Annotated in this window: 23 protein-coding genes; 22 read left to right on the top strand and 1 reads right to left on the bottom strand. The window is 67.7% G+C overall.

Translation table 11 applies throughout. The features are described 5' to 3' along the window. Nucleotides 1–298 precede the first annotated feature (298 nt). A complete protein-coding gene (locus tag Q0480_RS09255; protein ID WP_299132288.1) occupies nucleotides 299–1375 on the top strand; it encodes a patatin-like phospholipase family protein in 1077 nt (358 codons plus the stop codon). Here the strand turns inward: Q0480_RS09255 and Q0480_RS09250 are convergent. After that, nucleotides 1344–2864, bottom strand: a complete 1521-nt coding sequence (locus Q0480_RS09250) for an NAD(P)H-hydrate dehydratase (protein ID WP_299132286.1) — start codon at nucleotides 2862–2864, stop codon at nucleotides 1344–1346. The genes Q0480_RS09255 and Q0480_RS09250 overlap by 32 nt on opposite strands. Nucleotides 2865–3016: 152 nt before the next feature. Between Q0480_RS09250 and Q0480_RS09245 the strand changes: the two genes are divergently transcribed. The 21 genes from Q0480_RS09245 to Q0480_RS09145 all read left to right on the top strand — a co-directional run bounded on the left by Q0480_RS09245 (nucleotide 3017) and on the right by Q0480_RS09145 (nucleotide 25722). Further along, nucleotides 3017–5710: an acetate--CoA ligase family protein gene (locus Q0480_RS09245; RefSeq protein WP_299132284.1), complete on the top strand. Its 2694-nt coding sequence runs from the start codon at nucleotides 3017–3019 to the stop codon at nucleotides 5708–5710. Between the two features lie 250 nt (nucleotides 5711–5960). Beyond that, nucleotides 5961–7136 (top strand): glycine cleavage system aminomethyltransferase GcvT, encoded by a 1176-nt coding sequence (gcvT, locus tag Q0480_RS09240; RefSeq protein WP_299132282.1) that lies wholly within the window; start codon nucleotides 5961–5963, stop codon nucleotides 7134–7136. Between the two features lie 35 nt (nucleotides 7137–7171). Continuing rightward, entirely contained in the window at nucleotides 7172–7531 is a 360-nt protein-coding gene (gene gcvH, locus Q0480_RS09235) for a glycine cleavage system protein GcvH (RefSeq protein ID WP_299132290.1), read from the top strand. Nucleotides 7532–7540: 9 nt separating this feature from the next. Next, the gene (gene gcvP, locus Q0480_RS09230; protein ID WP_299132280.1) at nucleotides 7541–10384 is read left to right on the top strand and encodes an aminomethyl-transferring glycine dehydrogenase; all 2844 of its coding nucleotides are present in this window, start codon (nucleotides 7541–7543) and stop codon (nucleotides 10382–10384) included. Between the two features lie 245 nt (nucleotides 10385–10629). Beyond that, on the top strand, nucleotides 10630–10995 hold the full coding sequence (locus Q0480_RS09225) for an NADH-quinone oxidoreductase subunit A (RefSeq protein WP_299132279.1): 366 nt from the start codon (nucleotides 10630–10632) through the stop codon (nucleotides 10993–10995). After that, nucleotides 10995–11531 carry an NADH-quinone oxidoreductase subunit B family protein gene (locus Q0480_RS09220; protein WP_299132277.1) on the top strand — a complete coding sequence of 179 codons (537 nt, stop codon included), beginning with the start codon at nucleotides 10995–10997 and terminating at the stop codon, nucleotides 11529–11531. Before Q0480_RS09225 ends, Q0480_RS09220 begins: the two co-directional genes overlap by 1 nt. A gap of 46 nt (nucleotides 11532–11577) precedes the next feature. After that, complete coding sequence (locus Q0480_RS09215; protein WP_299132250.1) at nucleotides 11578–12180, top strand: NADH-quinone oxidoreductase subunit C; 603 nt, start codon at nucleotides 11578–11580, stop codon at nucleotides 12178–12180. Nucleotides 12181–12183: 3 nt separating this feature from the next. After that, a complete protein-coding gene (locus Q0480_RS09210) occupies nucleotides 12184–12354 on the top strand; it encodes a hypothetical protein (RefSeq protein ID WP_299132248.1) in 171 nt (56 codons plus the stop codon). A 9-nt stretch (nucleotides 12355–12363) separates the two neighbouring features. Then, a complete protein-coding gene (locus Q0480_RS09205) occupies nucleotides 12364–13575 on the top strand; it encodes an NADH-quinone oxidoreductase subunit D (protein WP_299132246.1) in 1212 nt (403 codons plus the stop codon). Further along, the gene (nuoE, locus tag Q0480_RS09200) at nucleotides 13575–14567 is read left to right on the top strand and encodes an NADH-quinone oxidoreductase subunit NuoE (RefSeq protein ID WP_299132244.1); all 993 of its coding nucleotides are present in this window, start codon (nucleotides 13575–13577) and stop codon (nucleotides 14565–14567) included. The genes Q0480_RS09205 and nuoE overlap by 1 nt, the downstream gene beginning before the upstream one ends. A gap of 10 nt (nucleotides 14568–14577) precedes the next feature. Beyond that, nucleotides 14578–15339, top strand: a complete 762-nt coding sequence (locus Q0480_RS09195) for a hypothetical protein (RefSeq protein ID WP_299132242.1) — start codon at nucleotides 14578–14580, stop codon at nucleotides 15337–15339. Nucleotides 15340–15392: 53 nt separating this feature from the next. Continuing rightward, nucleotides 15393–16688: an NADH-quinone oxidoreductase subunit NuoF gene (gene nuoF / locus Q0480_RS09190; protein WP_299132241.1), complete on the top strand. Its 1296-nt coding sequence runs from the start codon at nucleotides 15393–15395 to the stop codon at nucleotides 16686–16688. A gap of 5 nt (nucleotides 16689–16693) precedes the next feature. After that, nucleotides 16694–17194: a DUF3291 domain-containing protein gene (locus tag Q0480_RS09185; protein ID WP_299132239.1), complete on the top strand. Its 501-nt coding sequence runs from the start codon at nucleotides 16694–16696 to the stop codon at nucleotides 17192–17194. Between the two features lie 4 nt (nucleotides 17195–17198). Beyond that, on the top strand, nucleotides 17199–17429 hold the full coding sequence (locus Q0480_RS09180; protein ID WP_299132237.1) for a hypothetical protein: 231 nt from the start codon (nucleotides 17199–17201) through the stop codon (nucleotides 17427–17429). Continuing rightward, nucleotides 17429–19447: an NADH-quinone oxidoreductase subunit NuoG gene (gene nuoG, locus Q0480_RS09175; RefSeq protein ID WP_299132235.1), complete on the top strand. Its 2019-nt coding sequence runs from the start codon at nucleotides 17429–17431 to the stop codon at nucleotides 19445–19447. The genes Q0480_RS09180 and nuoG overlap by 1 nt, the downstream gene beginning before the upstream one ends. Nucleotides 19448–19450: 3 nt before the next feature. Next, nucleotides 19451–20485 (top strand): NADH-quinone oxidoreductase subunit NuoH, encoded by a 1035-nt coding sequence (gene nuoH, locus Q0480_RS09170; protein ID WP_299132231.1) that lies wholly within the window; start codon nucleotides 19451–19453, stop codon nucleotides 20483–20485. A 3-nt stretch (nucleotides 20486–20488) separates the two neighbouring features. Continuing rightward, nucleotides 20489–20980 carry an NADH-quinone oxidoreductase subunit NuoI gene (gene nuoI / locus Q0480_RS09165; RefSeq protein ID WP_299132229.1) on the top strand — a complete coding sequence of 164 codons (492 nt, stop codon included), beginning with the start codon at nucleotides 20489–20491 and terminating at the stop codon, nucleotides 20978–20980. A 10-nt stretch (nucleotides 20981–20990) separates the two neighbouring features. Beyond that, a complete protein-coding gene (locus Q0480_RS09160) occupies nucleotides 20991–21605 on the top strand; it encodes an NADH-quinone oxidoreductase subunit J (protein WP_299132227.1) in 615 nt (204 codons plus the stop codon). Beyond that, a complete protein-coding gene (nuoK, locus tag Q0480_RS09155; protein WP_299132226.1) occupies nucleotides 21602–21907 on the top strand; it encodes an NADH-quinone oxidoreductase subunit NuoK in 306 nt (101 codons plus the stop codon). Before Q0480_RS09160 ends, nuoK begins: the two co-directional genes overlap by 4 nt. Before the next feature lie 7 nt (nucleotides 21908–21914). After that, complete coding sequence (nuoL, locus tag Q0480_RS09150; protein WP_299132225.1) at nucleotides 21915–24182, top strand: NADH-quinone oxidoreductase subunit L; 2268 nt, start codon at nucleotides 21915–21917, stop codon at nucleotides 24180–24182. 1 nt (nucleotide 24183) lies between these two features. Next, the gene (locus Q0480_RS09145; RefSeq protein ID WP_299132224.1) at nucleotides 24184–25722 is read left to right on the top strand and encodes an NADH-quinone oxidoreductase subunit M; all 1539 of its coding nucleotides are present in this window, start codon (nucleotides 24184–24186) and stop codon (nucleotides 25720–25722) included. Nucleotides 25723–25733: the final 11 nt, after the last annotated feature.

The following is a 25733-nucleotide window of genomic DNA, read 5'->3' as shown; positions in this document are numbered from 1 at the left end:
TCCTGCCCGATAGGAATTCTGCCAATATGAAACTGGAAGAAGCCGAGCGGCGGCGGGTTCCCGCGGGGCTTCCGGCGCACTGGAGGGCTGAGCCCCGGGTCAGCGAAGGGAGCGCGGTGGCGGGGCGTTCCGCGTCCGGCGCGACGTGGCGGCGGGCGGGGGGATCACGCTTGCGACGATAATGGGGCGGGGTATCTATGCTGCGCCGCGGCACAAGCGCGTCGCGTTGTCACGCGCGCCATGTTGTCACGCGTGCTATGGGATGCGCCGGACACACGGTTGGACAGGAGCCTCGCCCGTGACGAACACGCCGAAACCCGTCAATCTCGCGTTGCAGGGCGGGGGCTCGCACGGCGCCCTGACCTGGGGCGTGCTCGACCGGCTGCTCGAGGAGCCGCGGCTGCGCATCGCCGAGGTGAGCGGTACCAGCGCGGGGGCGATGAACGCCGTCGTGCTCGCCGGTGGCTTCGCCCGAGGCGGCGCCGAGGCCGCGCGGGCGGATTTGCGCGCCTTCTGGAAGGCGGTCAGCGACGCCGCGCGCTTCTCGCCGGCGCAGCGGACCTGGTGGGATCGGATGCGCGGCAGCTACAGTCTCGATCTCTCGCCGGGCTATCTGCTGATGGAAGGTATCAGTCGGCTCTATTCTCCCTATGATCTCAATCCCTTCGATATCAATCCGCTGCGCGACCTGATCGCGGCGCGGGTCGATTTCGACCTTGTGAACCGCCTGGACGGCATCCGGGCGCATGTCACCGCGACCAATGTGCGCAGCGGATTGCCGCGGGTCTTCTCGACGGGCGAGCTCAGCGCCGACGCGGTGCTGGCCTCGGCCTGCCTGCCGCAGATGTACAAGGCGGTGGAGATCGGCGGCGAGGCCTATTGGGACGGCGGTTTCTCGGCCAATCCCGCGCTCTATCCGCTGGTCATGAACGATGCGAGCCCGGATATCATCATCGTGCAGATCAATCCGATCTATCGCGAGCGGCTGCCGAGATCGGCGCGCGACATCATCAATCGCGCGAACGAGATCAGCTTCAATACCAGTCTCGTCAAGGAGTTGCGGACACTGGCCCTGGCGCAGAGGATGGCGGTGCGTTTCGGCGCCGGGGACAAGACCGATCTCGGCGCCCACGCCCTTTACCTCCACATGATCCATGTCGACGAGGAGGTGCAGGATCTCGCGGCCTCGAGCAAGCTCAGCGCCGAATGGGAGTATCTCACCGTGCTTTTCGATAGGGGCCGGCGCTGGGCCGATCTCTGGATCGCCGAGCATTTCGACGACCTGGGCAACGCCTCGACCTTCGATGTCGAGGATCTGTTCACCGAATCGAGGTCGCGTTCGCTCAGGTCGTCGCCACCGCTGGCCGGGGGGTAGGCGGGCCTCGATCTTCCCGGGCGCGCCAGAGGGTGGCGAGGACCGGCCGCAGCGCGGGAGCTAGATCCTCGGCGATGAGGCCGGGGCCGGCTTCCGCGCCCGCCGCGCCATGCAGCCAGACGGCGGCGGCGGCGGCCGGCCAGCCGGGCAGTCGCTGGGCCGCGAGCCCGGCGGCGATGCCGGCGAGCACGTCGCCCGATCCCGCCGTGGCGAGCCAGGGCGGTGCGTTGCCATTGATCGCGAGCCGGCCGTCCGGCGCGGCGATCACGCTGTCGGCGCCCTTCAGGATCAGCGTGGCGCCGGAGCGGGCGGCGGCGGCCGCTGCCCGCTCGGTCTTCGCGGGGAGGGCGGCGAGATCGGGGAAGAGCCGCGCGAACTCGCCGTCGTGCGGCGTGAGGATGACCGGCGCCGCCCGCGCGCCGATGGCGGCGAACAGCGTTTCGGGATCGGCGGCGAAGGCGGTGAGCGCGTCGGCGTCGAGCACGGCGGCGGCGGGCGAGGCGAGCGCGGCGAGCACGAGCGCGCGCTGATCCGCCCCGGTGCCGAGTCCGGGGCCGAGCGCGACGGCGCCGTGGCGCGGATCGGCGAGCAGCGTGGCGAGCGCGGCGGCGTCGTTCACTCGAGCGAGCATCACCGCCGTCAAATGCGCGGCGTTGACCGCGAGGGCGGAGCCGGGGCTGGCCAGCGTCACCAGCCCGGCCCCGGCCCGGAGCGCCGCGTCCGCGGCGAGACGCGCGGCACCCGTGCGGTGGAGCGGGCCGGAGACCACGATCGCGTGGCCGCGGTTGTACTTGTGCCCTTCGGAGCTCGGCCGGACCGGCGCCTCCGGCCAGAGCTCCGGGGTATTTTCGAAGATCGAGACGCCGAGCCCGTCCAGCACCGCGTCGGGAATGCCGATATCCGCCAGCGTGAGCGCGCCGCACAGCGCGCGGCCGGGATAGAGCAGGTGGCCGGGCTTGGGGCGAAAGAAGGTGACGGTCGCCGCGGCGCGGGGCGCGGCGCCGAGCGGCTGACCGGAGTCCGCGTCGAGGCCGCTCGGCACATCGACCGCGATCACCGGCGCCGGGTGGCGGTCCATCGCCGCGACCAGATCGGCCGGCAGGCCGGTCAGCGGGCGCTGGAGCCCCGTGCCGAACAGCGCGTCGATGACCACGGCGGCGGGGGGGAGGTCGGCGGTGGCGGGCGACGCCGGGCGGGCCCAGCGCTCGAAGGCGAGGCGGGCGTCGCCGGTCAGTCGCTCGGGATCGCCGAGCAGGAACACCGAGACCTCGCGCCCCGCCTCGGCCAGCAGACGCGCCGCGACGAAGCCGTCGCCGCCGTTGTTGCCCGGCCCGGCCAGCACCAGCGCCGGCCCGGCGGGCACCAGCCGCGACGCCGCTTCGGCCACCGCCCGGCCGGCGGCCTCCATCAGCGCGATGCCGGGCACGCCGCCGGCGATCGCGCGCCGGTCGGCCTCGCGCATCTGGGAGGAGGTCAGGATTTCGTGCATGGCTCGCGCGCCCTCGTTCGGGATCGGCCCCGGATAATATCTCGCACGGGAAAGGAAAAGCGCCTGTCATTTCTGTTGCGGCGCGGTAGACTGCTTGCGTCGGCGCAGGGGTGGCCGGGGGAGACGCGCGCGAGCGCGCAGGAAGGCGCCGCGTGACCGTTCGAAATCTCGATTTCACGCTGCATCCGCGGTCGGTCGCCGTGGTGGGCGCGTCCGACCGGCCGGGCTCGGTCGGCGCGGTGGTGATGGGCAATATCCTGTCCGGCGGCTTTCCCGGGCCGGTCTGGCCGGTCAATCCCAAGCATGGCACGGTGGCGGGCCTGCCCTGCTTCGCCGACGTCGCCGATTTGCCCGAGGCGCCGGATCTCGCCGTGGTCCTGTCGCCGGCGGCGGGGGTGCCGGAGATCATCGACGGGCTCGGCGACAGGGGCTGCCGCGTCGCGGTGGTGGCGACCAGCGGCATCACCCGTGCCAACGGCCTGCGCCAGCGCATGCTCGAAGCGGCGCGGCCCTATATCCTGCGGGTGATCGGGCCGGATTCGGTCGGGCTGATCGTGCCGACCGCGCGGCTGAACGCGAGTTTCGCGCATATGGGCGCCGAACCGGGCCAGCTGGCGCTGCTGTCGCAGTCCGGTTCGATTGCGACGGCGGCGGTCGACTGGGCGGCGATGCGCGGCATCGGTTTTTCGCAGGTCGTCTCGCTCGGCGGCATGGCGGATGTCGATGTCGGCGACTATCTCGACCTGCTCGCCGGCGATGGCCACACGCGGGGCGTGCTGATCTTTCTCGAGAGCATTCCCAATCCGCGCAAGTTTCTCTCCGCCGCGCGGGCGCTGTCGCGGCTGAAGCCGGTGATCGTGATCAAGGCCGGGCGATCGGAGCGCGCGGCCAAGGCGGCGGCGACCCACACCGGCGCGCTCTCTGGCGCCGACGCGGTGGTCGAGGCGGCGCTGCGCCGCGCCGGCATCCTGCGCGTCGGCGGGCTGAGCGAGCTTTTCTCCGCCGCCGAGACCGTGGCGCGCTTCCGGCCGCTCGCCCGCGCACGGCTCGGCATCGTCACCAACGGCGGCGGCGCCGGGGTGCTGGCCGTCGATCGGTTGATCGAGGGCGCCGGAGTGCTCGCCGATCTGTCGGACGCGACGCTGGCGGCGCTCGAGCCCGACATGGCGCCGAGCTGGAGCCGGGCAAATCCGCTCGATATCATCGCGGACGCCTCGCCCGAGCGCTATCTCGCGGCGCTGTCGGCGGTGGCCGCCGATGACGGGGTCGACGTGGTGCTGGTGATGAACTGCCCCTCGGGCCTCGCCGATTCCACGGAAGCCGCGCGCGCCGTGGCGGGGCGGGTGACGAAGGGCATGATCGGACGCAAGCCGGTGCTCTCCTGCTGGCTCGGCGGGACTTCGGCGGCGGCGGCGCGCGGCATCCTGCGGGGCGCTGGCGTCGCGAGCTATGACAATCCGGCGACGGCGGCGGCGGCGGTCGGCCATCTGACGAACTGGGGCCGCGCCCAGGCCGCGCTGTCGCGGGTCCCCGACCGCGCGCAGGAGGAGGCGCAGAGCGGGACGCCGGCCGACGCGCGCGAGCGGGTGCGTGCGATCTTCCGCGCGGTGGCGGCGGAGGGTCGGACGCTGCTGACCGAACCCGAGGCGGGGGCCGCGCTCGCCGCCTATGGCCTGCCGGTGCCGGACTTGAGGATCGCGGCGACGCCGGAGGCGGCGCGCGACCTCGCACGCGACATGCTCGGGGAAACCGAGGGCGCGCTCGTCGTCAAGATCCTGTCGCGCGACGTCGGCCACAAGTCCGATATCGGCGGCGTCGTGCTCGGCGTCACCTCGCCGGCGCAGGCCGAGACGGCGGCGCGGGGCATCGCGCGGCGGCTGCGAAAGGCGCTGCCGGAGGCGGTGCTCGAAGGCTTCGTTCTGCAACCGATGATCGACCGGCGCGAGGCGCAGGAACTGATCGTCGGCATTTCGTACGATCCGGTGTTCGGCCCGGTGATCCTGTTCGGCGCGGGCGGCGTCGCGGTCGAGGTCGTCCGCGACACGGCGATCGCCCTTCCGCCGCTCGATTCGCGTCTGGCGGCGGATCTCATCTCCCAGACGCGGGTCGGCGCGCTGCTCGCCGGCTATCGCGGCCGACCGCCCGCCGACGAGGCGGGGGTCATCGGCGCGCTGCTGGCGCTGTCGCACATGGTTGAGGATTTCCCCTGCCTGCGCGCGGTCGATGTCAATCCGCTCATCGCCGACCACGACCGGGTGGTGGCGCTCGACGCGCTGATCGAGATCGATCCGACCGAGGTCGAACGTTCGGCGCCCAATCCGCATCTGGCGATTCGGCCCTATCCGAGCGGCTGGCGGCGGGTGCATCCGACACAGGACGGCGACTATGTGCTGCGGCCGATCCTGCCGGCGGATGCGATCCTCTATCCTGACTTTCTGGCGCGGATCGCCCCGGCGGACATCCGCTCGCGCTTTCTCGCGCCCCGGCACAACTTCACCGAGGCCGACGTGGTGCGGATGAGCCAGCTCGACTATGACCGCGAGATGGCCTTCGTCGCCATCGGGCCGGATGGCGCCCTGGCGGGCGTGTCGCGCATGAGCTGCGACCCGGATCATCGCTCGGCGGAATACGCGCTGCTGGTGCGGAGCGATCTCAAGGGCCGCGGCCTCGGACGGGGGCTGCTTTCGCTGCTCATCGACTATGCCAAGGCCGACGGCCTGCGCGAGCTTGAAGGGATGGTGCTGACCGAGAACCGGGGGATGCACGCCCTGATCGGGAAGCTCGGGTTCCGGATCGAGCACGCGCCGGACGATCCGGGCGTGGTGATGACCTATCGCAAGCTTTAGGGGACCGGCGGGAGAGCCATCGCATTTCGCCGCTTCCTCCTTGCCTCGCAATCCCCACCGTCACGGTTCAGCGGTTCGGAGAGATCCGTATCCCGCGCGCCATATCGTTGGCGGATGGATCGAGCGTGAGCGCCGCGCCAAAAGCGATTGCCGGGGGGTGGCCTTGCGGCGACGCGGAACCCCGCCTAAAGTCGCAAGCGCCGGGGCTCGCTCCCCGTGGGCCACGCCAATAGTTCGGGCGCGGCGGGGTTTGAAGCGCGATGCGCGCAGGCGGCGGGAGGCGACCACGGACGCTCAGACGACGGATTCGAGGGTCACGCCGCTCCACGCGCTGCATCTCTCCCTGGGCGCCCGCATGGTGCCCTTCGCCGGCTATGACATGCCGGTCCAGTATCCTTCCGGCATCCTGAAGGAGCATCTGCACACGCGCGCCGCCGCCGGCCTGTTCGACGTGGGCCATATGGGCCAGATCGCCTTGCGCCCGCGGTCGGGCACACTGTCCGACGCGGTGGCGGCGCTGGAAAGCCTGATCCCGATGGATGTCGCCGGCCTGCCCGAGGGGCGGCAGCGCTATGGGCTCTTCACCAACGACGAAGGTGGCGTTCTCGACGATCTGATGTTCGCCAACCGCGGCGATCACTTGTTCCTGGTGGTCAACGCCGCCTGCAAGGAGGCGGACGCCGCGCATCTGGAGCAAGCGATCGGCGAGGTCTGCGAGGTCGAGCCGCTGGAGCGCGGGCTGATCGCGCTGCAGGGGCCGAAGGCCGAGGCGGTACTGACGCCGCTCAACCCGGATGTCGCCACCATGCGGTTCATGGATTTCCGCGAGCTGCGCCTTGGCGGTATCCCGGCGCTGGTGTCGCGCTCGGGCTATACCGGCGAGGATGGGTTCGAGATCTCGGTCGCGTCGGGCCAGACGCGGGATCTGGCCGATCTGCTGCTCGCCGACGAGGCGGTGCTGCCCGTCGGGCTTGGCGCCCGAGATTCGCTCAGGCTCGAAGCCGGGCTCTGCCTCTATGGCCACGATATCGACACGGCGACGACGCCGGTCGAGGCGGCGCTGGAATGGGCGATCCAGCCCGCGCGTCGCCGGGGTGGCGCGCGCGGCGGCGGATTTCCCGGCGCGGCCGTGATTCTCGACCAGATCGCCGCCGGCGCCGCGCGTCGGCGGGTCGGGTTGCTGCCCGAGGGCCGGGCGCCGATCCGCGAGGGCGTCGAGATCTTCGCCGAGGAGGGCGGAGCGTCGATCGGCGCCATCACCTCCGGCGGCTTCGGCCCCAGCCTCGGCGCGCCGGTCGCCATGGGCTATGTCGGCACCGAATTCGCCGCGCCCGGCACGCGGCTTCTCGCGGCGCTGCGGGGCAAGTTCGTCCCGGTGATCGTCGCCAAGCCGCCGTTCGTCAAGCCAACCTACAAGCGGGGCTGAGCCCCCGACGTTTCCTGCCACGGAGAGACTGGATGCTGAAATACACCGAGGAGCACGAGTGGCTGAAGGTCGATGGCGACGAGGTGGTCGTGGGGATCACCGAGCACGCGGCCGAACAGCTTGGCGATCTGGTGTTCATCGAGTTGCCCGAGGAGGGCGTGACCGTCGCCAGGGGCGATGAGATCGTGACCATCGAGTCGGTCAAGGCGGCGAGCGACATCGCCGCGCCGCTCGACGGAGTGATCACCGAAGTGAACCCGGCGATCGTCGCCAATCCCGCGCTCGTCAACGAGGATCCGATGGAGGACGGCTGGTTCTTCAAGATGACGCTGAACGATCCGGGCGAGCTCGAGACGCTGATGGATGAGGAAGCGTACCAGGAATATATCGCCTGAGGAGTGACGATGGGCTTCGAGGAATCGGTTTACCACCCCTATGACTTCGCCAACCGCCGCCATATCGGCCCGAGCCCGGCGGAGATCGCCGAGATGCTGCGGGTGGTTGGCGCGCCGAGCCTCGATGCGCTGATCGACGAGACCGTGCCGGCCGCGATCCGGCAGACCGAGCCGCTGGACTGGGGCCCGGCGTTGAGCGAGCAGGCGGCGCTGCACCGGCTGCGGCTGACGGCCGCCAAGAACAAGGTGCTGACGAGCCTGATCGGCCAAGGCTATCACGGCACGGTAACACCGCCGGTCATCCAGCGGAATATATTCGAGAATCCGGCCTGGTATACCGCCTATACCCCCTATCAGCCCGAGATCAGCCAGGGGCGCCTCGAGGCCCTGCTCAACTACCAGACCATGGTCTGCGACCTGACCGGGCTCGACGTGGCGAATGCGAGCCTGCTCGACGAAGGCACGGCCGCGGCCGAGGGGATGGCTTTGTGCCAGCGGGCGTCCAAATCGAAGGCGACGGCCTTCTTCGTCGATCAGGACTGCCACCCCCAGACCATCGAGGTGATCGAGACCCGCGCCGCGCCGCTCGGCTGGCGGGTTGTCGTCGGCGATCCGTTCACCGACCTCGATCCGGCGGCGGTGTTCGGCGCGATCTTCCAGTATCCCGGCACCTTCGGTCACGCGCGTGACTTCCGCGAGCCGATCGCGGCCCTGCATGGCGCTGGGGCGCTCGCCTGCGTGGCGGCCGATCCGCTGGCGCTGACGCTGCTGACCCCGCCGGGCGAGATGGGCGCGGATATCGCCGTCGGCACCACGCAGCGGTTCGGCGTGCCGGTGGGATTCGGCGGTCCGCACGCGGGCTACCTGGCGGTGAAGGACGCGCTGAAGCGGGTGATGCCGGGGCGGATCGTCGGCGTCTCGATCGACGCGCGCGGCAACCGGGCATACCGGCTGGCGCTGCAGACCCGCGAGCAGCATATCCGCCGCGAGAAGGCGACCTCCAACGTCTGCACGGCGCAGGCGCTGCTGGCGGTCATGGCCTCGATGTACGCGGTGTTCCATGGGCCGGAAGGGCTGAAGGCGATCGCCCAGCGCATCCACCGCAAGACCGTGCGGCTGGCCAAGGGTCTCGAATCACTCGGCTTCGTCGTGGAACCGAAAGCCTTCTTCGACACGATCACCGTCGAGGTCGGCGCGCTTCAGGGCGTGGTGCTGAAGGCGGCCGCCGAACGGGGGATCAATCTCCGCGCGGTCGGCGCGACCCGGATCGGGATCACACTCGACGAGCGGACCCGGCGCGAACATACGCAAGCCGTCTGGGCGGCGTTCGGCGGCGACATGATCGACCGCGATCTCGACGAGGAATACCGGCTGCCGAAAGGGCTGATCCGCGAGAGTCCGTACCTCACCCACCCGATCTTTCACATGAACCGGGCCGAGGCGGAGATGACGCGCTACATGCGCCGGCTCGCTGATCGCGACCTCGCCCTTGATCGCGCGATGATCCCGCTCGGCTCCTGCACCATGAAGCTCAATGCCACGGCCGAAATGATGCCGGTCAGCTGGCCGGAATTCGCCGACATTCACCCGATGGCGCCGGTCGATCAGACGCAGGGCTATGTCGAACTGATCGCCGATCTCGCCGAGAAGCTCTGCCGGATCACCGGCTACGACGCGATCTCGATGCAGCCGAACTCGGGCGCGCAGGGCGAATACGCCGGCCTGCTCACCATCCGCGCCTGGCATCTCAGCCGGGGCGAGGCCGAGCGCACCGTCTGCCTGATTCCGGTGTCGGCGCATGGGACGAATCCCGCCAGCGCGCAGATGGCGGGGATGAAGGTGGTGCCGGTCGCCTCGGCGCCGAACGGCGACATCGATCTCGCCGATTTCCGGGCCAAGGCCGAAGCGCATTCGGCGACGCTCGCCGCCTGCATGGTGACCTATCCCTCGACCCACGGCGTCTTCGAGGAGACGGTGCGCGAGGTCTGCGAGATCACCCACGCCCATGGCGGCCAGGTCTATCTCGACGGGGCCAACATGAACGCGCTGGTCGGATTGGCGCGACCGGGCGACTTCGGATCGGACGTGAGTCATCTGAACCTGCACAAGACCTTCTGCATCCCGCATGGAGGCGGCGGTCCCGGCATGGGGCCGATCGGCGTCAAGGCGCATCTGGCGCCTTTCCTGCCCGGCCGGCCGGGCGGTGCCGGGCGGGTCAGCGCGGCGGCTTTCGGCTCGCCCTCGCTGTTGCCGATCTCCTGGGCCTATTGCCTGATGATGGGCGGGGCCGGGCTGACCCAGGCCACGAAGATCGCCATCCTGAACGCGAACTACATCGCGGCCCGGCTGCGCGGCGCCTACCCGATTCTCTATTCCTCGGGCAAGGGCCGGGTCGCGCATGAATGCATCGTCGATACCCGACCCTTGAAGGATCTGGCCGGGGTCAGCGTCGACGACGTGGCCAAGCGCCTGATCGACTGCGGCTTTCACGCGCCGACGATGAGCTGGCCGGTCGCCGGCACGCTGATGATCGAGCCGACCGAAAGCGAGCCGAAGGCCGAACTCGACCGATTCTGCACCGCGATGCTGGCGATCCGCGAGGAGGCGCGGGCCATCGAGGGCGGGCGGATGGATCCGGTGAACAATCCGCTGAGCCGGAGCCCGCACACGGTCGAGGATCTGGTCGGCGAGTGGGATCGGCCCTACAGCCGCGAACAGGCCTGCTATCCGCCGGGCGCCTTCCGGGTGGACAAATATTGGGCGCCGGTGAACCGGGTCGACAATGTCTGGGGCGACCGCAACCTGATCTGCTCCTGCCCGCCGATCGAAAGCTACGCCGAGGCCGCGGAGTAGGGGCGGCGCCCTTCCGGCGCTGGCCGCGGGTTCGCGCCCGACCGGAGGGCGCGGGCGGCCGCGGCGGCGGGTTTCCTGACAAATTTACTATGGTTTACACGGGCTTCGGGTGATCGCGGGCTGACGGATTCATCTCATTGAGGCCCGGGTCTGGTTGACGTCTTGCGACATGGTGGATATTCCTCTCTGGGGTTTCGTCGCGGGGGGCCTGGTGGCCGGCGCGACATTGGTGGAGGAGGGCGGTCGTGGACGATCTCTTGCGGGAATACCTGCCGATCCTCATCTTTCTCGCGCTGGCCATCGTTCTCGGTCTCGTCCTCCTGCTCGCGGCCGTTCTCGCCGCGATCAGCAATCCCGATCCCGAGAAGGTCTCGGCCTACGAATGCGGCTTCAACGCCTTCGACGACGCGCGGATGAAGTTCGACGTGCGGTTCTATCTCGTGTCGATCCTGTTCATCATCTTCGACCTCGAGGTGGCCTTCCTGTTCCCATGGGCGGTCAGCTTCCAGAACCTCGGCGATTTCGGCTTCTGGTCGATGATTGTGTTCCTCGCGGTGCTGACCATCGGCTTTGCCTACGAATGGAAGAAGGGGGCGCTGGAATGGGAGTGATGGAACCGTCGCCGGCGCTCGCGACGCAGGCCGGACCCGACAAGGAGGTCGCCGCGCGGATGCTGGCCGACGAACTGGCGGACAAGGGCTTTCTCGTCACCTCGACGGCCGCCGCGATCAACTGGGCGCGCACCGGTTCGCTGCACTGGATGACCTTCGGACTCGCCTGCTGCGCGGTCGAGATGATGCATACTTCGATGCCGCGCTACGATCTCGAGCGGTTCGGCACGGCGCCGCGCGCCAGCCCGCGGCAGAGCGACCTGATGATCGTCGCCGGCACGCTGACCAACAAGATGGCGCCGGCGTTGCGCAAGGTCTATGACCAGATGCCGGAGCCGCGCTACGTCATCTCGATGGGCAGCTGCGCCAATGGTGGGGGCTACTACCACTTCAGCTATTCCGTGGTGCGGGGCTGCGATCGGGTCGTTCCGGTCGATGTCTATGTGCCGGGCTGCCCGCCGACGGCCGAGGCGCTGCTCTACGGCATCCTGCAGTTGCAGAGAAAGATCCGGCGTACCGGCACCATCGTGCGCTGACGCGCGCGATCGGTTCGGGAACGTGCCACCGCTTCGGGGACTTTGAATGGACACCGCTCTGGACGATCTGAAGGAAACGATCGCCGCGCGAAAGGCGGACGCGCTCATCGCGTCCGAGACGCGGGTGGGCGAGCTGACGGTGACCGTGGCGCTGGCCTCGGTACCGGATTTCCTGAACTATCTGCGCACCGATCCCAACTGTCGTTTCACGACGCTTGTCGATATCACCGCCGTCGACTGGCCGGCGCGGGAACGGCGATTCGAGCTCGTCTATCACCTGCTGTCGATGCATCTGAACCAGCGCATCCGGGTCAAGGCCGAGCTGCGCGAGGACGAGATCGCGCCGTCGGTTCTGGCCGAGTTTCCGAATGCCAACTGGTTCGAGCGGGAAGTCTTCGACATGTACGGCGTGCTGTTTTCCGGCCACCCGGATCTCAGGCGCATCCTGACCGACTACGGCTTTTCCGGTCATCCCCTGCGCAAGGACTTCCCGACCACCGGCTATGTCGAGGTGCGGTATGACGAGGAGCAGAAGCGCGTGGTCTACGAGCCGGTGAAGCTGACCCAGGAATATCGCCAGTTCGATTTCATGAGCCCCTGGGAGGGCGCGGAATACATCCTGCCCGGTGACGAGAAGAAGGGGGCCTGAGCGATGGGCACGCTTCTCGTTCTGATCAGCATGGCGGTGACGGTCGTCCCGATGTGGAAGCTGACCGAACGGGCGGGGTACAATCCGCTCTGGTCGCTGGCCTGCGTCGTTCCGTTCGGCGTGATCATCCTGCTCTGGGTGCTGGCCTTCCGGCCGCGGACGGGAGTTCTCTAGGAGATGGCCATGGACGGAATTCCCGCCGAGGTCCTGAGGGACGAGCAGCGCATCCGCAATTTCAACATCAACTTCGGCCCGCAGCATCCGGCCGCGCACGGGGTGCTGCGGCTGGTTCTGGAGCTCGACGGCGAGATCGTCGAGCGTTGCGATCCGCATATCGGGCTGCTGCACCGCGGCACCGAGAAGCTGATGGAGAGCCGCACTTACCTGCAGAACCTGCCCTATCTCGACCGGCTCGACTATGTGGCGCCGATGAACCAGGAACATGCCTGGTGCCTCGCGATCGAGCGCCTCACCGAGACGCCGGTGCCGCGCCGGGCCTCGCTGATCCGGGTGCTCTATTCCGAGATCGGCCGCATCCTGAACCACCTGCTGAACGTCACGACGCAGGCGATGGACGTCGGTGCGCTCACGCCCCCGCTCTGGGGGTTCGAGGAGCGCGAGAAGCTGATGATCTTCTACGAGCGGGCCTGTGGCGCGCGGCTGCATTCGGCCTATTTCCGGCCGGGCGGTGTGCATCAGGACCTGCCGCGCGACCTGATCGACGATATTGCGACATGGGCCAGGGAATTTCCGGCGAAGCTTGACGATATCGACGGGCTGCTGACCGAGAACCGGATCTTCAAGCAGCGCAATGTCGATATCGCCATCGTCAGCCAGCAGGAATGCCAGGAGCTCGGCTTTTCCGGCGTGATGGTGCGCGGCTCCGGCATCGCCTGGGATCTGCGGCGGTCGCAGCCCTACGAATGCTATGACGAGTTCGACTTCAAGATTCCCGTCGGTAGGAACGGCGACTGCTACGATCGCTATCTCTGCCGGATGCAGGAGATGTACGAGAGCACCAAGATCATCCTGCAGGCCATCGACAAGCTCGGGGCCTGCGAGGGTGAGGATGTGATGACCCGCGGCAAGATCAGCCCGCCAAGGCGCGGCGAGATGAAAAGCTCGATGGAGTCGCTGATCCATCACTTCAAGCTCTATACCGAGGGCTTCCACGTGCCGGCCGGCGAGGTCTACGCCGCGGTCGAGGCGCCGAAGGGCGAGTTCGGCGTCTATCTGGTGGCCGACGGCACCAACAAGCCGTGGAAGGTGAAGCTGCGCGCGCCGGGCTTTTCCCATCTGGCGGCCATGGATCATATCTGCCGGGGGCACATGCTGGCGGACGTCGCCGCGGCGCTCGGATCTCTGGACATCGTGTTTGGCGAGGTGGATCGCTGATGCTGCGCCGACTTCACGACGAACAGCCCGACAACTTCGCCTTCACGCCGGCCAATCTCGATTGGGCGAACGGGCAGATTGCGAAATATCCCGAGGGCCGGCAGGCGAGCGCGGTGATCCCGCTCCTGTGGCGGGCGCAGGAGCAGGAGGGCTGGGTCAGCCGGCCGGCGATCGAATGTATCGCGCGGATGCTCGATATGTCCGACATCCGGGTGCTGGAGGTCGCGACCTTCTATTTCATGTTCCAGCTCCGCCCGGTGGGGACGGTGGCGCATGTGCAGGTCTGCGGCACCACGTCCTGCATGATCTGCGGTGCCGAGGATCTGGTGAAGGTCTGCAAGGAGCGGATCGCGCCCCACGCGCATGAGCTGTCGCCGGACGGGCGGTTCAGCTGGGAGGAAGTCGAGTGCCTCGGCGCCTGTGCCAACGCGCCGATGGCGCAGGTCGGCAAGGACTATTACGAGGATCTGACCGCGGAGCGGCTGAACGATCTGCTTGACCTGTTCGTCGGTGGCGAGGTGCCGCGGCCTGGGTCGCAGATCGGGCGCTTCGGGTCGGAGCCGAAGGGCGGGCCGACCAGCCTGCGCGACGGCGACATGGCCGAGGCGACGAATTCCTCGGTGACGATCGCGACCCGCCTTGGCGATACGATCAGCCGGATCACCGGCGACCATCCGCCGCGGCCGCTGGTCGAGGTCGGGGGCGCGCGCGTGGCGCGGGTGGCGGTGATGGAACCCGTGGCGGCCGTCAAGCCCGAGCGGCTCGATGCGCCGCGGGCAGAGGGGCCGGACGATCTGAAGCTGATCCGCGGCGTCGGACCGAAGCTCGAGGCGCTGCTGCATCATCTCGGCTATTACCATTTCGATCAGGTCGCCGCCTGGACGCCGGCGGAGGTGGCCTGGGTCGACGAGAATCTGGAAGGGTTCAAGGGCCGCGTCAGCCGCGAGAATTGGGTCGAGCAGGCCCGCGCGCTGACGAAGGCGCCGAAGTGAGGAGGACGGCATGAGCGGAGACAGGTCGCCTGGCGTCGGCCATCTTTGGATGCTGACCGGTTTCGGCGTCGCGGCGCTGGCTGGCAAGACGATGCTGGAAAGTTTCGCGCGGATGCACCGGGCTGGTCAGCCGGCGCGGCTGATGGCGGGGGCGGCGCCGTTCGCCATGGCGGGCTGGATGTTCAGCCAGCTCGGGCAACGCACGGTCGAGATCAAGTCAGGGCCGGCGACGCCGGAGGTGACGCCACCCGAGCCGGTTCGGCGGCGCCTTCGCGTGGTCGAGCCGGTGGACGAGGCGGAGTTGACGCCGGCGGCGGAGATCCCGGTCGTTGTGCCCGCGCCGGTGGCGGAAGTGCTGGAAACCGCGGCCGCGATGGCCGACGCGGCGATGCCGGTGCCTGATTTCTCGGAGCCGGAGCCGGAGCCGGAAGCGGTGGCGTCGCCGGAGGCGGTAACGGAGCCGGAGGCGGTGGTCGCTGGGTCTGAATTTGTGGCGGAGCCCGAGGCGGCGCTGTTCGTGGCGGAGCGTCCGACGGCGCTGGCGGATGCGCGGGCGCGTGGCGCGGACGACCTGAAGCGGATCAAGGGCGTCGGGCCGAAGCTCGAGAAGGTGCTGAACGGCCTCGGCTATTTCCATTTCGACCAGATCGCCGCCTGGGACGCGGCGGAGCTGGAGCTGGTCGACGGCGCGCTGGAGGGTTTCAGCGGCCGGGCGACGCGGGATGACTGGATCGGGCAGGCCGCGGAGCTGGCCCGGGAGACGCTGCACTAAGCCGCCGCGCCGGAGTCAACCGGCGCGGAAGCCAGGGACATGAGGGACGAAGCATGCTCGCGGACAAGGACCGTATCTTTACCAATATCTACGGCATGCACGACCGCTCGCTGGCGGGGGCGCGGAAGCGTGGTCACTGGGACAATACCGCCGAGATCATCGGCCGCGGTCGCGACAAGATCGTCGATGAGATGAAGCTGAGCGGTTTGCGCGGCCGGGGCGGGGCGGGCTTTCCGACCGGGTTGAAATGGTCCTTCATGCCGAAGGGCAACGACGGGCGGCCGCATTATCTGGTTGTGAACGCTGACGAATCCGAGCCCGCGACCTGCAAGGACCGCGAGATCATGCGGCACGATCCGCATACGCTGATCGAGGGCTGCCTGATCGCCGGTTTCGCGATGGGCGCGCACACCGCCTGGATCTACATCCGCGGCGAGTATATCCGCGAGCGCGAGGCACTGCAGGCGGCGATCGACGAATGCTACGACGCCGGATTGCTGGGGCCGAACGCCTGTGGCTCGGGCTGGGACATGGACGTGAAGGTCCACCATGGCGCCGGCGCCTATATCTGCGGCGAGGAAACGGCGCTGCTGGAGAGCCTGGAGGGCCGCAAGGGAATGCCGCGGCTGAAGCCGCCGTTCCCCGCCAACACCGGGCTCTACGGCTGCCCGACCACGGTCAACAACGTGGAATCGATCTCGGTGGCGCCGACCATCCTGCGCCGGGGCGGGGCCTGGTTCGCCGGTATCGGCCGGCCGAACAACGTCGGCACCAAGCTCTTCGGCATGACCGGGCATGTGAACACGCCCTGTGTCGTCGAGGAGGCGATGTCGATCTCGATGAAGGAGCTGATCGAGAAGCATGGCGGCGGGGTGCGCGGCGGCTGGAAGAACCTGAAGGCGGTGATACCTGGCGGCGCCTCCTGCCCGATCCTGCCAGCGGAGCTGTGCGAGACGGCGATCATGGATTTCGACGGGATGCGGGAGCTGAAATCGAGCTTCGGCACCGCCTGCATGATCGTGATGGACCAGTCGACCGATGTCATCAAGGCGATCTGGCGGCTGTCGGCCTTCTTCAAGCACGAAAGCTGCGGCCAGTGCACGCCCTGCCGCGAGGGCACCGGCTGGATGATGCGGGTGATGGACCGCCTCGTCACCGGCGACGCCGAGCCGGAAGAGATCGACATGCTGCTGAGCGTGACGAAGCAGGTCGAGGGCCACACGATCTGCGCGCTCGGCGACGCGGCGGCCTGGCCGATCCAGGGCCTGATCCGGCACTATCGCAACGAGATCGAGGACCGGATCAAGGCGAAGCGGACGGGGCGCGTCAGCGCGGTGGCGGCGGAGTAGGGGTCATGCAGCCAGGCGCCAGGCACCTCGCCCAGCTCAATATCGGTCGGCTCGTCGCGGCGACCGACGATCCGCGGCTGGCCGAGTTCATGGCGGCGCTGGACCGGGTGAACGATCTGGGGCGGCGGATGCCGGGGTTCGTCTGGATGATGGAGGGCTCCGGCACGCCGGGCACCGGAAATTCCGGGACCGAAGTGCCGGGCGATCCCAGGATGTCGGTGAACATGACGGTCTGGGAGAGTGTCGAGACGCTGGAGGCCTTCGTCTGGAACACGCTGCACCGGCGGTTCTACGAGCGCCGGGCCGAGTGGTTCGAGAGTTCGGGCGAGATGCATTTCGTCATGTGGTGGGTGCCGGAAGGGCATGTACCGACGCTGGACGAGGGGCTGGGGCGGCTCGCGCGTCTGCGGGCGCATGGGAACAGCGACGAGGCCTTCGACTGGTCGTGGCTCGAAGAGGCGCGGCGGTGGCGGGCAGGGAATTGTAGCACGATGGCGGCGGAGTAGGGCGATGGAAACCACGGTGACAACGGTGGAAAGCAGCGGCTACGGCGCGATCGGGGTCATCCCGATCTTCATCATCCTCGTGCTGCTGGTGATTCCATACTGGAAGATCTGGAAGCGGACCGGGCATTCGGGGGCGTGGTCCCTGCTGATGCTGGTGCCGCTTGGGAACGTCATTTCCCTCTGGGTGCTGGCCTTCAAGCAATGGCCGGCGCTCGCGGGTCGGGAGAACCGCTGATGGTCGATCTGCGCAAGCTCATCATCGACGACGTCGAGGTCGAGGTCGATCCGCGGCTGACCCTGCTGCAGGCCTGCGAGCAGGCCGGGGTCGAGGTGCCGCGCTTCTGTTATCACGAGCGACTGAGCATCGCCGGCAATTGCCGGATGTGCCTCGTCGAGGTGGTCGGCGGTCCGCCGAAGCCGGCCGCCTCCTGCGCGATGCAGGTGAAGGATCTCCGGCCGGGGCCGGAGGGGCAGCCGCCGCAGGTGAAGACCAAGTCGCCGATGGTGAAGAAGGCGCGCGAAGGGGTGATGGAGTTCCTGCTCATCAACCACCCGCTGGATTGCCCGATCTGCGATCAGGGTGGCGAATGCGACCTGCAGGACCAGGCGATGGCCTATGGCGTCGATTTCAGCCGCTATCGCGAGCCGAAGCGGGCCTCGGTCGATCCCGATCTCGGGCCGCTGGTCAAGACCTGCATGACGCGTTGCATCAGCTGCACCCGCTGCGTGCGCTTCATCACCGAGGTCGCCGGTGTGCCGGAGATGGGGCAGACCGGCCGCGGCGAGGACAGCGAGATCACGAGCTATCTCGGGCGGATGCTGACCTCCGAGATGCAGGGCAACGTCATCGACCTGTGCCCGGTCGGCGCCTTGACCTCGAAGCCCTACGCTTTCACGGCGCGGCCGTGGGAGTTGCGCAAGACGGAATCGATCGACGTGACGGACGCGCTCGGCGCCAATATCCGGGTGGATGCGAAGGGGCGCGAAGTGATGCGCATCCTGCCGCGCAACCATGATGGCGTGAACGAGGAATGGCTGGCCGACCGGTCGCGCTTCATCTGGGACGGACTGCGGCGGCAGAGGCTCGACAAGCCCTATCTGCGCAAGGGCGGCCGGCTGGCGCCCGTGACCTGGGGCGAAGCCTTCTCGGCGATCGCGGCGGCGGTGAAGGGCAAGAAGGTCGCGGGTATCGTCGGCGATCTGGCCTCGACCGAGGCGACCTTCGCGCTGAAGACGTTGGTGGAGAGCCTCGGGGGCGTCGTGGAGTGCCGGACCGATGGCGCGGCGCTGCCGTCCGGCAACCGCTCGGCCTATGTCGGGACCGGGACGGTCGCCGATATCGACGCGGCGCGGCGCATTTTGCTGGTCGGGACCAATCCGCGGATCGAGGCGCCCGTCCTGAACGCGCGGCTGCGCAAGGCGTGGCTGAACGGCGCGGTGATCGCGACGGTCGGCCCCGCGGTCGATCTCACCTATCCGGTCACGCGGCTCGGGACCGGTGGCGAGGCGCTCGACGCGCTGGCGGCCGAGGTGCCGAGCGACGAGGAACGGGCGCAACCCAGCCTCGTCATCGTCGGGCAGGGCGCGCTGGCGCGGGCCGACGGCGCGGCGGTGCTCGGCGCGGCGATGGCGCTTTGCGAGGCGACGGGGTCGAAGCTGCTCGTCCTGCACACGGCGGCGAGCCGGGTCGGGGCGATGGATCTCGGCTGCGCGGCCGAGGGCGGGCTTGACGCGGTGCTGGACGGGGCCGAGGTGGTCTACAACCTCGGCGCGGACGAGATCGACGTGCCCGCGGGGCCTTTCGTGATCTATCAGGGCAGCCACGGCGACCGGGGCGCGCATCGGGCGGACGTCATCCTGCCCGGGGCGGCCTTCACCGAGGAGAGCGGCATTTTTGTAAATACCGAAGGCCGGCCCCAGATCGCCAACCGCGCGGGCTTTCCGCCGGGCGACGCGCGCGAGAACTGGGCGATCCTGCGGGCGCTGTCGGCGAGCCTGGGCAAGACGCTGCCGTTCAACGCGCTGGGCGAGCTTCGGGCGCGGATGTTCGAGGCGGCGCCGCATCTGACCCGGATCGACACGGTGCCGGAAAATCCGTGGACGCCCATACCGAGGGGCGCTATGGACCGGACGGATTTCGGGGTGGCGCTCCGGCCGCATTATCAGGGCAACCCGATCGCGCGGGCGAGCCTGGTGATGGCCGATCTCGCGAAACTGGCAAGCGACGGGGCGCGGCCCCTGGCGGCGGAGTAGGCCATGGGGTTCTTTTCCAGCGGTTTCGGTCTGTTCCTGCTGATCCTCGGTCAGTGCCTGCTCGTCACCGTGGTGATCCTGGTGGCGCTCGCCTTCCTGATGTACGCCGACCGCAAGGTCTGGGCGGCGGTCCAGCTGCGCCGGGGTCCGAACGTCGTCGGACCCTGGGGCCTGATGCAGAGCTTCGCCGACTTCCTCAAATACATCGTCAAGGAGGTGGTGGTTCCCTCCGGCGCCGACAAGATCCTGTTCTTCTTCGCGCCGATGGTCAGCTTCGTCCTGCCGGTGATCGTCTGGGCGGTGGTCCCCTGGGCGCCGGGCTGGGTGATCTCGGACATGAATGTCGGGATCCTGTTCATCTTCGCGATCTCGTCGCTGCATGTGTATGCGATCATCATCGGCGGCTGGGCCTCGAACTCGAAATATCCGTTCATGGGCGCGCTGCGCTCGGCGGCGCAGATGATCTCCTACGAAGTGTCGCTCGGGCTCATCATCGTCGGCGTGCTGATCTCGACCGGCTCGCTCAACCTCAGCCATATCGTGCTGGCGCAGGAGGGGAACTGGGGGCTGCTCAGCTGGTTCTGGCTGCCGCATTTCCCGATGGTGTTCCTGTTTTTCATCTCCTCGCTGGCCGAGACCAACCGGCCGCCGTTCGACCTGCCGGAGGCGGAGTCGGAGCTGGTGGCGGGGTATCAGGTGGAATATTCCTCGACGCCGTTCCTGCTCTTCATGATCGGCGAGCTGATGAGCGTGTTCTTCATGTGCGCGCTGATCTCGATCCTGTTCTTCGGCGGCTGGCTGTCGCCGATCCCGGGGCTGCCGGACGGCGCGCTGTGGCTGTTCGGCAAGATGATCTTCTTCTTCTTCATCTTTGCGATGGTGAAGGCGATCGTGCCCCGCTATCGCTACGACCAGTTGATGCGGATCGGCTGGAAGGTATTCCTGCCGCTCAGCCTCGGCTGGGTGGTGCTGGTCGGGCTCTTCGCCCACTACGGTTGGTTCTGGGGCGCCTATCAGCGCTGGGCATTGGGGGGCTGATCGATGGGTATTCCGTTCGACCGGGCTGCGCGGTATTTCCTGTTGGCGGACTTCTTCGGCGGCTTCAAGCTTGGCATGAAGTATTTCTTCAAGCCGAAGGCGACGCTCAACTATCCGCATGAGAAGGGGCCTCTCAGCCCCCGCTTCCGCGGCGAGCATGCGTTGCGCCGCTATGCGAGTGGCGAGGAACGCTGCATCGCCTGCAAGCTCTGCGAGGCGATCTGTCCGGCGCAGGCGATCACCATCGACGCCGAGCCGCGCGAGGACGGCAGCCGCCGGACGACGCGCTACGACATCGACATGACGAAATGCATCTATTGCGGCTTCTGTCAGGAAGCCTGTCCGGTGGATGCGATCGTCGAGGGGCCGAATTTCGAATTCGCGACCGAGACCCGCGAGGAGCTGTTCTACAACAAGGAAAAGCTGCTCGCGAACGGCGACCGCTGGGAGCCGGAGATCGCGCGCAATCTCGAACTCGACGCGCCGTACCGCTGAGGGGATCCAGATGACCTTCGCCGCCTTCGCCTTCTATCTCTTCGCCGTCACGGCGGTGATCTCCGGCTTCCTCGTGGTGCTGGCGCGCAATCCGGTGCATTCGGTGCTGTGGCTGATCCTCGCCTTCTTCTCGGCGGCCGGACTCTTCGTCCTGCTCGGCGCGGAGTTCGTGGCGATGCTGATGCTGATCGTCTATGTCGGCGCGGTGGCCGTGCTGTTCCTGTTCGTCGTCATGATGCTCGACGTCGATTTCGCCGAGCTGCGGGCCGGGATGGCGCAATATCTGCCGGTGGGCCTGCTGATCGGGGTCGTGCTCTTCGTGCAGCTCGGCTTCGTGTTCGGGTCATGGCAGGTGTCGGACCTGGCCGAGGCGCAGCGCGCGGCCGTGACGCCACCGCCGGATCAGGTGCAGAACACCGCGGCGCTCGGCGACCTGATCTACACGCAGTATGTCTTTCTGTTCCAGATGGCGGGTCTCGTGCTGCTGGTGGCGATGATCGGCGCGATCGTGCTGACATTGCGCAAACGGACCTACGTCAAGCGGCAGGATGTGCTGACGCAGATGTATCGCGATCCCAAGACCGCGATCGAACTACTGGATATCAAGCCGGGGCAGGGCGCATGATCGGGCTGGGGCACTATCTGACCGTGGCGGCGCTGATGTTCGTCACCGGCATCTTCGGCATCTTCGTCAACCGCAAGAACGTCATCGTGATCCTGATGTCGGTCGAGTTGATGCTGCTCGCGGTGAATATCAACTTCGTGGCCTTCTCGGCCTATCTCGGCGATCTCGTCGGGCAGGTCTTCACGCTGTTCGTGCTGACGGTGGCCGCGGCGGAGGCGGCGATCGGCCTTGCGATCCTGGTCTGCTTCTTCCGCAACCGCGGCACGATCGCGGTGGACGATGTCAATGTGATGAAGGGCTAGGGGCGCCATGACCACGATCATCCTGTTCGCACCGCTGCTCGGATCGCTGCTCTGCGGTTTCGGCTACAAGTGGTTCGGCGAGAAGCCGGCGCAGATCATTGCGACGGGCCTGCTGTTCCTCGCCTGCTTCCTGTCCTGGATCGTGTTCCTGAGCTTCGACGGCGAAACGGTGAGCAAGCCGCTGTTCCGCTGGATCGTCTCCGGCACGCTGGCGGCGGACTGGGGCATCCGGCTCGACCGGCTGACCGCGATCATGCTGATCGTCGTCACCACGGTCTCGGCGCTCGTCCATCTCTATTCGATGGGCTACATGGCGCATGACGACAACTGGAAGCACGGCGAGAGCTACAAGCCGCGGTTCTTCGCCTATCTGTCGTTCTTCACCTTCGCGATGCTGATGCTGGTGACCGCCGACAACCTGCTGCAGATGTTCTTCGGCTGGGAAGGCGTCGGCGTGGCCTCCTACCTGCTGATCGGGTTCTACTACCGCAAGGGGAGTGCCAACGCGGCGGCGATCAAGGCCTTCGTGGTCAACCGGGTCGGCGACTTCGGCTTCCTGATGGGGATCTTCCTCATCTATGTCTCGGTCGACAGCATCGATTTCACCGACATCTTCGCGGCGGCGCCCGGGCTCGCCCAGACCCAGCTGCATTTCCTGTGGCGGGACTGGACAGCGACCGAGGTGATCGGCGTGATGCTGTTCGTCGGTGCGATGGGCAAGTCGGCGCAGCTGTTCCTGCACACCTGGCTGCCGGACGCGATGGAAGGCCCAACGCCGGTCTCGGCGCTGATCCACGCCGCGACCATGGTGACGGCGGGCGTGTTTCTGGTCTGCCGCATGTCGCCGGTGCTGGAATACGCGCCGCATGCCAAGATGTTCATCACCTATATCGGTGCCACCACCGCCTTCTTCGCGGCGACGGTCGGCCTGGTGCAGAACGACATCAAGCGGGTGATCGCCTATTCGACCTGCTCGCAGCTCGGCTACATGTTCGTCGCGGCGGGCGTCGGAGTGTACTCGGCGGCGATGTTCCACCTCTTCACGCACGCCTTCTTCAAGGCGTTGCTGTTTCTCTGCGCCGGCTCGGTCATCCATGCGATGCACCACGAGCAGGACATGCGGAACTACGGCGGGTTGCGGAAGAAGATCCCGCTGACCTTCTGGGCGATGATGATCGGCACGCTGGCCATCACCGGCGTCGGCATCCCGCTGACCTCGATCGGCTTCGCGGGCTTTCTGTCCAAGGACGCGATCATCGAGAGCGCCTGGGCCGGTGGCACCTCCGCTTCCGGCTATGCCTTCGCGATGCTGGTCTTCGCGGCCTTCATGACCAGCTTCTACAGTTGGCGGCTGATGTTCATGACGTTCTACGGCACGCCGCGCGGCGACCATCACGCGCATGACCACGCGCATGAAAGCCCGCGCACCATGCTTATCCCGCTCGGGGTGCTGGCGCTCGGCGCGATCTTCGCCGGCATGCTCTGGTACAAGCCGTTCTTCGGCGATCATCACGCGGTCAACGCCTTCTTCGGCATCTCCGCTCATGAGGAGACCGCCGAGCAGGCCGAGGCGGCGCCCGCGGAGGGCGGGGCGACCCATGCCGAGGTGGCGCCCGCCGAGGGCACGGCGACCCATGCGGAAGCCGCGCCCGCCGAGGGTACCGCGACGCTGGCCGAGGCCGCGCCCGCCGAGGGTACCGCGACCCATGCCGAGGCCGCGCCCGCCGAGGGTACCGCGACCCATGCCGAGGCCGCGCCAGCGGTGGAGGCCGAGGGGCATGGCGCGGCGGTGATGGAGCATGCCGACGCCGGTGCGCACGCCGCGCCGGTCGGCGCGATCTTCATGGGGCCGGACAATCATGTGATGGAGGAGGCGCACCACGCGCCCGCGCTGGTCAAGATGTCGCCGTTCTTCGCGATGCTGGCCGGTCTCGGCCTCGCCTACTGGTTCTATATCCGGAATCCCGCGCTGCCGGGGCGGCTCGCGGCGGCGCAGCGGCCGCTCTATCTGTTCCTGCTCAACAAATGGTATTTCGACGAACTCTACGGCGTGATCTTCGTCCGTCCGGCGATGGCGCTCGGTCGCTTTCTCTGGAAGAAGGGCGACGGCGCGACCATCGACGGCGGCATCAACGGCCTCGCGATGGGCGTCGTGCCCTACGTGACGCGGCTCGCCGGCCGGGCCCAGTCGGGCTACCTCTTCCACTATGCCTTCGCGATGGTGATTGGCCTGGTGGCACTGCTTGCCTGGATCAGCATCACGAGCGTTGGTTAAGATGAACAGCCTCCTGTCTCTCGTCACCTTCCTGCCGCTGATCGGCGCGGTCGTCCTGCTCGTGTTCCTGCGGGGGGACGACGATGCCAGCCGCAAGAACGCGAAGCTGCTCGCGCTCTTCACCACCAGCGCCACCTTCCTGCTGTCGCTGTTCGTGCTGGCCGGGTTCGATCCGTCTGACACCGGGTTCCAGTTCGTCGAGGAGAGCGCGTGGCTCGGCGGGCTCACCTACAAGATGGGAGTGGATGGCATTTCGGTGCTGTTCGTCCTGCTGACCACCGTGCTGATGCCGGTCGTCATCCTGTCCTGCTGGGACGTGACGGACCGGATCAAGGAATACATGATCGCCTTCCTAGTGCTCGAGACGCTGATGATCGGCGTCTTCTGCGCGCTGGATCTCGTGTTGTTCTACGTGTTCTTCGAGGCGGGCCTGATCCCGATGTTCCTGATCATCGGCATCTGGGGCGGCAAGGACAGGATCTACGCGAGCTTCAAGTTCTTCCTCTATACGCTGCTCGGCTCGGTGCTGATGCTGGTCGCGATGATCGCGATGTATGCCCAGGCCGGCACCACCGACATACCGACGCTGCTGACCCATCCGTTCAGTTCCGAACCGATGAGCGTGCTCGGCATCACCATCGTCGGAGGCGCGCAGACGCTGATGTGGCTCGCCTTCTTCGCCAGCTTCGCGGTCAAGATGCCGATGTGGCCGGTGCATACCTGGCTGCCCGACGCGCACGTCCAGGCGCCGACCGCCGGGTCGGTGGTGCTGGCGGCGATCCTTCTGAAGATGGGCGGCTACGGCTTCCTGCGCTTCAGCCTGCCGATGTTCCCGGTCGCGTCGGACGTGATGCAGAACTTCGTCTTCACCCTCAGTGTCATCGCGATCATCTATACCAGCCTCGTCGCGCTGATGCAGGAGGACATGAAGAAGCTGATCGCCTATTCCTCGGTCGCGCACATGGGGTTCGTGACCATGGGCATCTTCGCGCTGAACCAGCAGGGCGTGGATGGCGCGATCTTCCAGATGATCAGCCATGGCTTCGTCTCCGGCGCGCTCTTTCTCATTGTCGGCGTGATCTACGACCGGATGCATACCCGCGAGATCGCCGCCTATGGCGGGCTCGTGGTGCGGATGCCGGTCTATGCGCTGGTCTTCATGCTGTTCACCATGGGCAACGTCGGCCTGCCCGGCACCTCGGGTTTCGTCGGCGAGTTCCTGACCATGGCTGGCGCCTTCCAGGCCAACAGCTGGGTCGCCTTCTTCGCCGCCTTCGGCGTGATCCTGTCGGCCGCCTATGCGCTGTGGCTCTATCGCCGGGTGGTGTTCGGCGACCTGATCAAGGGCAGCCTCAAGACCATCCAGGACATGTCCATGCGCGAAAAGCTGCTGTTCGCGCCGCTGATCGCGGCCACCATCCTGCTCGGCGTCTATCCGTCGCTGGTGCTCGATGTGATCGGGCCGTCGGTGGCGGCGCTGGTCGACCATACCCAGACGGCGGCGGCGGCTTCGGCCACCACGCTCGCCCAATCCCATTAGACCGACCCGAG

Source organism: uncultured Amaricoccus sp. (genome assembly GCF_937891315.1).
Classification (GTDB): Bacteria; Pseudomonadota; Alphaproteobacteria; order Rhodobacterales; family Rhodobacteraceae; genus Amaricoccus.
The sequence above is the reverse complement of the archived record's forward strand: the minus strand, read 5'-3'. Positions and strand labels throughout refer to the sequence as shown.

What these genes read in the sequence shown, in the direction of transcription:
- Q0480_RS09205 (WP_299132246.1), top strand. Translation starts at nt 12,364, where the DNA reads ATGGACGGAATTCCCGCCGAGGTCCTGAGGGACGAGCAGCGCATCCGC.
- Q0480_RS09195 (WP_299132242.1), top strand. Translation starts at nt 14,578, where the DNA reads ATGAGCGGAGACAGGTCGCCTGGCGTCGGCCATCTTTGGATGCTGACC.
- nuoF (WP_299132241.1), top strand. Translation starts at nt 15,393, where the DNA reads ATGCTCGCGGACAAGGACCGTATCTTTACCAATATCTACGGCATGCAC.
- nuoK (WP_299132226.1), top strand. Translation starts at nt 21,602, where the DNA reads ATGATCGGGCTGGGGCACTATCTGACCGTGGCGGCGCTGATGTTCGTC.
- Q0480_RS09220 (WP_299132277.1), top strand. Translation starts at nt 10,995, where the DNA reads ATGGAACCGTCGCCGGCGCTCGCGACGCAGGCCGGACCCGACAAGGAG.
- nuoG (WP_299132235.1), top strand. Translation starts at nt 17,429, where the DNA reads ATGGTCGATCTGCGCAAGCTCATCATCGACGACGTCGAGGTCGAGGTC.
- Q0480_RS09250 (WP_299132286.1), bottom strand. Translation starts at nt 2,864, where the DNA reads ATGCACGAAATCCTGACCTCCTCCCAGATGCGCGAGGCCGACCGGCGC.
- Q0480_RS09180 (WP_299132237.1), top strand. Translation starts at nt 17,199, where the DNA reads ATGGAAACCACGGTGACAACGGTGGAAAGCAGCGGCTACGGCGCGATC.
- Q0480_RS09145 (WP_299132224.1), top strand. Translation starts at nt 24,184, where the DNA reads ATGAACAGCCTCCTGTCTCTCGTCACCTTCCTGCCGCTGATCGGCGCG.
- Q0480_RS09210 (WP_299132248.1), top strand. Translation starts at nt 12,184, where the DNA reads ATGGGCACGCTTCTCGTTCTGATCAGCATGGCGGTGACGGTCGTCCCG.
- Q0480_RS09160 (WP_299132227.1), top strand. Translation starts at nt 20,991, where the DNA reads ATGACCTTCGCCGCCTTCGCCTTCTATCTCTTCGCCGTCACGGCGGTG.
- nuoI (WP_299132229.1), top strand. Translation starts at nt 20,489, where the DNA reads ATGGGTATTCCGTTCGACCGGGCTGCGCGGTATTTCCTGTTGGCGGAC.
- gcvP (WP_299132280.1), top strand. Translation starts at nt 7,541, where the DNA reads ATGGGCTTCGAGGAATCGGTTTACCACCCCTATGACTTCGCCAACCGC.
- nuoE (WP_299132244.1), top strand. Translation starts at nt 13,575, where the DNA reads ATGCTGCGCCGACTTCACGACGAACAGCCCGACAACTTCGCCTTCACG.
- nuoH (WP_299132231.1), top strand. Translation starts at nt 19,451, where the DNA reads ATGGGGTTCTTTTCCAGCGGTTTCGGTCTGTTCCTGCTGATCCTCGGT.
- Q0480_RS09215 (WP_299132250.1), top strand. Translation starts at nt 11,578, where the DNA reads ATGGACACCGCTCTGGACGATCTGAAGGAAACGATCGCCGCGCGAAAG.
- Q0480_RS09185 (WP_299132239.1), top strand. Translation starts at nt 16,694, where the DNA reads ATGCAGCCAGGCGCCAGGCACCTCGCCCAGCTCAATATCGGTCGGCTC.
- nuoL (WP_299132225.1), top strand. Translation starts at nt 21,915, where the DNA reads ATGACCACGATCATCCTGTTCGCACCGCTGCTCGGATCGCTGCTCTGC.